At 65.4% G+C, this 6603-nt stretch carries 6 protein-coding genes; 5 read left to right on the plus strand and 1 reads right to left on the minus strand.

Translation table 11 applies throughout. The annotated features are described in order from the left end of the window. Nucleotides 1-168: 168 nt before the first annotated feature. A complete protein-coding gene (locus APH30_RS12860) occupies nt 169-2019 on the plus strand; it encodes an ABC transporter ATP-binding protein (protein WP_054912766.1) in 1851 nt (616 codons plus the stop codon). A 24-nt stretch (nt 2020-2043) separates the two neighbouring features. Here APH30_RS12860 and APH30_RS12865 read toward each other — a convergent pair whose 3' ends face one another. Next, a complete protein-coding gene (locus APH30_RS12865) occupies nt 2044-2814 on the minus strand; it encodes an IclR family transcriptional regulator C-terminal domain-containing protein (protein WP_054912767.1) in 771 nt (256 codons plus the stop codon). Nucleotides 2815-2963: 149 nt separating this feature from the next. Here APH30_RS12865 and APH30_RS12870 point away from each other — a divergent pair, with 149 nt between their 5' ends. The 4 genes from APH30_RS12870 to APH30_RS12885 form a co-directional block, all read left to right on the plus strand. Then, nucleotides 2964-3773 (plus strand): shikimate dehydrogenase, encoded by an 810-nt coding sequence (locus tag APH30_RS12870; RefSeq protein WP_054912768.1) that lies wholly within the window; start codon nt 2964-2966, stop codon nt 3771-3773. A 4-nt stretch (nt 3774-3777) separates the two neighbouring features. After that, entirely contained in the window at nt 3778-5511 is a 1734-nt protein-coding gene (locus tag APH30_RS12875) for an FAD-dependent oxidoreductase (protein WP_054912769.1), read from the plus strand. Continuing rightward, nucleotides 5496-5816 (plus strand): NIPSNAP family protein, encoded by a 321-nt coding sequence (locus APH30_RS12880; protein ID WP_029887308.1) that lies wholly within the window; start codon nt 5496-5498, stop codon nt 5814-5816. Before APH30_RS12875 ends, APH30_RS12880 begins: the two co-directional genes overlap by 16 nt. Before the next feature lie 41 nt (nt 5817-5857). After that, nucleotides 5858-6603: FAD-dependent oxidoreductase (locus tag APH30_RS12885; RefSeq protein WP_156326457.1), on the plus strand; the 746-nt coding region annotated here is incomplete at its 3' end.

Consider the following 6603-nt stretch of genomic DNA (forward strand, 5'->3'; position numbering starts at 1 on the left):
GCTGGCAAGCCCGTTGCGTGGAGATGGCTGGATAATGGTAGGGGAAGCAGACACCTGTCAAGCCCGCCGGCTTGATCGAATGTGCGCCGCAGGTGTCTATTGGCAGGCGGATTGCGCCCAGTGCTGTATGGTTACCGGTTACGCCAAAGCAGATGCCCGGAGACAAGCATGCTTCGTATTTTTGAGCGCAGGCTCGACCCCTTCCCGCCCGACGAGGTGCCGCCGCCGCCCATGGGGCTGTTGCGCTTCATGTGGGCCTGTACGCGCGGCGCCCGTGGTTACATCCTGGTGCTGGCATTGCTCAGTGCCGGGGTATCGGTCTATGAGGCCTGGCTGTTCGCCTTCCTTGGCCAGGTAGTGGACCTGCTGGCCGCCTGGCAGGCGGGCAGCACCGTCAGCCCCGAGGAAAGCCGCGTGCTGTGGGGCATCGGTATCGTGCTGGTGGTCAGCGTCGGGCTGGTGGCCTTGCGCACCATGGTTCAGCACCAGGTGCTGGCAATCAATTTGCCGCTACGGTTGCGCTGGGACTTCCATCGGCTGATGCTGCGCCAGAGCTTGTCGTTCTTCTCCGACGAATTTTCTGGCCGGGTCACCACCAAGGTGATGCAGACAGCACTGGCAGTACGCGACGTGTTGTTCACCCTTATCGAGATCCTGCCCGGGATCGGCGTGTACTTCATCGCGATCATCGCCCTGGCCGGTGGTTTTGCCCTGAAACTGATGCTGCCCTTCATTGCCTGGGTGCTGTTGTTCGGCCTGGCCATGCTGTATTTCGTCCCCCGCCTGGGCAAGGTCGGGCAGGAACAGGCCAACGCCCGCTCGTCGATGACCGGGCGGGTTTCCGACGCCTACACCAACATCACCACGGTGAAACTGTTCTCACATTCAAACCGTGAAGCGCATTTCGCGCGTGCCGCCATGGAGGATTTCAAGCAGACCGGCTTTCGCCAGATGCGCCTGGTCAGCCTGTTCGAAATCGTCAACCAGGCGCTGGTCGTGGCCTTGATCATGGGCGCCGGCGGTTATGCACTGTGGCTGTGGCACCAGGGCCAGGTCGGCGCCGGTGCGGTAGCCGCGATCACTGCCATGGCCCTGCGGATCAACGGCATGTCGCACTGGATCATGTGGGAGATCACTTCGCTGTTCGAGAACATCGGTACCGTACAGGACGGCATGGGCACCCTGACCCGCGGCCCCAAGGTGCAGGATGCAGCGGATGCGACCACGCTGGTGAGCAAAGGTGGCGCGGTCAGTTTTGACCAGGTCAGTTTCAACTACAACGGCGAGCGCCAGGTGCTCAACGACTTGACCTTGCACATACGCCCCGGCGAGAAAGTCGGCCTGGTGGGGCGCTCGGGTGCCGGTAAGTCCACCTTGATCAACCTGTTGCTGCGCTTCTATGACGTGGACCAAGGTGAAATCCGCATCGACGGGCAGAACATTGCCAAGGTCACCCAGGACAGCCTGCGCAGTGCGATCGGCATGGTCACCCAGGACACCTCACTGCTACACCGCTCGATTCGCGACAACATTGCCTATGGCCGCCCGGATGCGACCGACGCGCAGATCCGCGCCGCCGCAGCCAATGCCCAGGCCGGCGGGTTCATCGACCAGCTCAGCGACCGCCAGGGCAACAGTGGTTACGACACGTTGGTGGGCGAGCGCGGCATCAAGCTGTCTGGTGGTCAGCGCCAGCGCATTGCCATTGCCCGGGTGATGTTGAAGAACGCACCGATCCTGCTGCTGGACGAAGCCACCAGTGCGCTTGACTCGGAAGTGGAAGTGGCGATTCAGGAGAGCCTGGATGAAATGATGCAAGGCAAGACGGTCATCGCCATTGCCCACCGCTTGTCGACGATCGCGGCCATGGACCGGCTGATCGTGATGGACGAGGGGCGCATCATCGAGCAAGGCACTCACGCCGAACTGCTGGCCAAACAAGGGACTTACGCCCGGCTGTGGCAGCACCAGAGTGGCGGCTTCCTGGGCGAAGACCAAGCTATGGCCGACGCCCTGTAGAACCGGCGGCCTGCGGTGCTGGGCTCAACCCAGCACCGGCCGCAACAATGCTTGGGCCTCGTACAATGCCGGTAGATAGCGCAAGCGGATTTCATCCATGCTCAAGCGTGAGGCATGAGTGGTGATGGTCAGCGTCGCCTGCAACTGGCCGGCGCGGTCCAGCAACGGCACACCCAGCACGCGCATGCCGATTTCATATTCCTGGTCGACAATGCAGAACCCTTGCGCCTTCACCCGCTGCAACTCGGCCTGCAGCAGCACAGGGTCAGTCTGCGTATACGGCGTCAACGCCTGCAACGCGTTGCGCGCGAAGTATTCGGCCTGCGCGCCCTCCCCCAGCCAGGCCAGCCACACCCGCCCCCCGGCCGTGCAATACATCGGCACCCGCGAACCTGGCCGGATCGATAACGACGCCACATGGCTGTAGCGGCTGCGCACCAGATGAATGATTTCGTCCCCATCGCGGGTGCCTACCGACACATGCTCCTGGGTCTGCCGCGCCACCTGCTCGATGATCGGCCGCAGCATGCGCGGCAATTGCGCCGAGTCCACATAGGCCTGCCCAAGGCGCAAGGCCTTGGGCGTAAGCCAGTACTCACGGGTGTCGGTCTGGGCGAAACCCTCATGCACCAAGGTCAGCAGAAAACGCCGCGCAGCGCTGGGGGTGAGGCCTGACAGGCGGGCGGCTTGCGGCACACTGAGGCGCGGCTGCTCCGCACTGAACACCTGCATCAGGGCCAGGCCCTTTTGCAGGCCGGCGATAAGGTCGCGGGGATGAATGACGGGGGTGGGCATGCCTTACCTCAATGCTGCTAATCGGGCCGATCAATGCGATAACCGGAGCATGGCTGCGATTATCGCATCAACTCGCCGCCAAGCGCATTGTTGTCTGCGTTTGACTACCTCAACCTTGGCGCCACAACAACGCCAATAATGAGGTCAGCATGATTCGTGGTTCCACTGAACTGGTCGCCATCGTCGGTGCCCCCATCTCCCAGGTGAAGTCCCCGGAAAACTTCAACACCTGGTTCGCCAACCACCACCGCGATGTCGCCATGCTGCCCATCGACTTGCACGGGGCAGCGCTGGACAGCTTTGTCGGTGCCCTGCGCGGTTGGCAGAACCTGCGCGGTTGCGTGGTCACCGTGCCGTACAAGCAGGCCCTGGCCAAACGCCTGGATGCGCTGAGCGAACGCGCTGCGGCCTTGGGCTCGGTCAATGTGGTGCGCCGCGAGCGCGACGGCCGTTTGCTGGGTGACAACGTTGACGGCGCCGGCTTCCTCGGTGCTGCGCGCAAGCACGGCTTCGTGCCAACGGGCAAGCGTGCACTGGTGATCGGCTGTGGTGGCGTCGGCAGCGCCATCGCCTATGCCTTGGCCGAGGCCGGCATCGGCAGTATTACCCTCAACGACCCCAGCAGCGAGCGCCTGGGCGCACTGTGCGACCTGCTTGGCACTGCCTTCCCCGGGCTCGCGGTCCACACCGCGTTCAATGGGCTCGAAGGCTTCGACCTGCTGGCCAATGCCTCTCCGGTAGGCATGGGCAGCCGTGCCGAGTTGCCATTGTCCGCCGCCTTGCTGGCCACCTTGCTGCCCGAAACCCTGGTAGCCGACGTGGTCACTGCGCCCGAGATCACCCCGCTGCTCAACCGCGCCCGCCAGGTCGGCTGCAAGATCCAGACAGGGCCGGAAATGGCCTTTGCCCAACTCGGCCATCTGGGCGCCTTCATGGGCGTGACGCCGCTGGAGATCTGAAGCCATGGCGACTCATGAAGCAGCATCACATAGCTACGACCTGGTTGTGCTGGGCAGTGGCGCCGGCGGCTTTGCCACCGCCGCTACGGCCGCCTACCGCGGGCTGAAAGTGCTGGTGGTGGAGAAGGCCGGGCACTTCGGTGGCACTTCGGCCATTTCTGGGGGCGCCGTGTGGCTGTACGGCACCGACCAGGCGCGCGCGGCGGGGGCCGAAGACTCCCCCGAGGCCATGCGCACCTACCTCAAACACGTAATTGGTAACGGCTACAACGCAGCCTTGGCCGACGCCTTCATCGAGCAAGGTCACCAGGCGCTGCGCTGGCTGGAGCAACACACCGAATTGCGCTATTCCCTGCGCCCGCACTCGCCGGATTACTACCCGCACGCCCCCGGCGCCACCGAGTTTGGGCGCGCGCTGGAAATGGTCGAATACGACGGCAGGCGACTCGGTGCACATTTCAAAGCGCTGCAGATGCCACCGCCGGGCATGCTGCTGTTCGGCGGCATGATGGTCAACCGCGTGGACATCCAGCACTTTCTCAGCATGCGCCGCTCGCCCCGGTCACTGTGGCACTGCCTGAAGTTGTTGGCCCGCTATGGGCGGGACAGGCTGCAGCACCCGCGCGGCACGCGGCTGACGACCGGCAACGCACTGGTCGCCCGGCTCGCCACCAGCGCCTTCGCCCACGGCACGCAACTGTGGTTGAACAGCGAAGCCGTGGAGCTGATCACCGAGCGCGGCAGGGTCACCGGCGTGGTGGTACAGCGTGACGGGCGCTGCGAACGGGTAATGGCCCGTGGCGGCGTGGTGTGCGCCATGGGTGGGTTCGCCGCTGGCGCGCTGGCCGCCAGCTACCGCCCAGCGCAAGCGGGCGCGCACCTGAGCATGTCACCGCCGAGCAACGACGGTGCCGCACTGCGCCTTGGCCAGGCAGTGGCCGCCGCGGCAGGCGAAGGCCTGGCGGCGAACTTCTTCTGGGCACCGGTTTCCGAACTGCGCCATGCCGACGGTCGCCACGAACGTTTCCCGCACCTGGTGACCGACCGCGCCAAACCGGGCGTGATTGCGGTAGACGCCAGCGGCCGGCGCTTCGTCAACGAATCCGACTCGTACCACCATTTCGTGCAGACCATGTTCGCCAAAGGCATCAGCAGTTGCTGGCTGGTCTGTGATGGCCAGGCGATGCACCGCTACGGCCTGGGCCTGGCGCGGCCCAGCCCCGTGAACAACCAGGCGCTGGTCGACGCCGGCTACCTGTACCGGGCGACCACAGCGCAAGCCCTGGCCCAGGCCATCGGCGTGGACCCGGAGGGGCTTGCCCGCACCCTCGAGCAGTTCAACCGTGATGCCGCCACGGGCACCGACCGTGCATTCGGCAAAGGCGGCAACAGCTACAACCGCTACATGGGCGACCCGCAGCACCAACCCAACCCCTGCCTGGCGCCGCTCACCCGCGCGCCGTTCTATGCCATCCGCCTCCACACCGGCGACCTCGGTTCGGCCTGCGGCCTGGTCACCAACACCGATGCCAATGTACTGAACCGCAACGGTCAGCCCATCGCCGGGTTGTACGCGGTTGGCAACGACATGAACTCACTGATGAAAGGCACCTACCCCGGGCCCGGCATCACCCTGGGCCCTGCCCTGACGTTCGGCTGGCTCGCTGCCAACCACATCGCTGCGCGCCTGCAGGCGCCCACCACCCCCACGGAGACCCCAGCATGTACTACGAACTGAGAACCTACACCCTTGACCCCCTGAAAATGGCCGACTGGCTCGCGCTGTACCAGAGCCACGCGCTGGAGGTGCAAAGCGAACATTTGGGCAACCTGGTGGGCTTTTTCACCAGCGAGTTCGGCGACGTCAACCAGGTGGTGCATATCTGGGGCTATAGCAGCCTGGACGAGCGCATGGCGCGCCGGGCGGCCATGGCGGCGGACCCACGCTGGGCGGAATTCTCGCGGCGCAACCGGGAGCTGGGGGCAGTCGTGCGCCTGCACTCACGGTTGATGCGGCCGACCGGTTTTTCGCCCTTGCAGTAAACCCTGCACCCCCCTTCTCACCGCCCTAACGGAACCACGCTATGCAACCTCTGCAATGCGACGTATTGGTCATCGGCGCTGGTGCCGCGGGCCTGGCGGCCGCCGTGACTGCGGCACACCATGGCCAGCAGGTAATCATCGCCGAAAAGGCCACCCACCTGGGTGGCACCAGCGCCTGGTCGGGCGGCTGGCTGTGGATACCCCGCAACCCGCTGGCCGTTGCCGAGGGCATCGTCGAGACGGGCGACGCCCCGGAGCGCTACCTGCGCGCGCAAACCCATGTCAGTGAACTGGATGCGCGCCAACAGGCGTTTCTGCACCACGGCCCGGAAATGGTGGCGTTTTTCCAGCGGCACACTGCCGTGCAGTTTCAAAGCGGCAGCCGCATGCCCGACATGCACGCAGGTGACGGCAGTGCGCACGGCGGCCGCTCGCTGTGCGCACTGCCCTACGACGGGCGCCGGCTGGGGCCTTGGCTGCGCAAGCTGCGCCCGCCGCTGGACATCGTCAGCCTGGCCGGCATGGGCATTGCCGGGGGCGCCGACATGGCCGCCTTCTTCAACGCCACCCGCTCGCCCGAGGCGGCCATGCATGTCGGCAGGCGGCTGCTGCGCCATGGCCGCGATCTGCTGCTGCACCGTCGCGGCCAGCAGCTGGTCAATGGCAACGCGCTGGTGGCACGCCTGCTGCGCAGTGCGCTCGATCTGGGCGTGACCGTGCTGACCGGCAAAGCGGCCACGCGCCTGCTGGGCTCAGGCCGGGTCGGCGGCGCACAGTTTGCCGACGG

Source organism: Pseudomonas sp. NBRC 111127 (assembly GCF_001320345.1).
Taxonomy (GTDB): Bacteria; Pseudomonadota; Gammaproteobacteria; order Pseudomonadales; family Pseudomonadaceae; genus Aquipseudomonas; species Aquipseudomonas juntendi.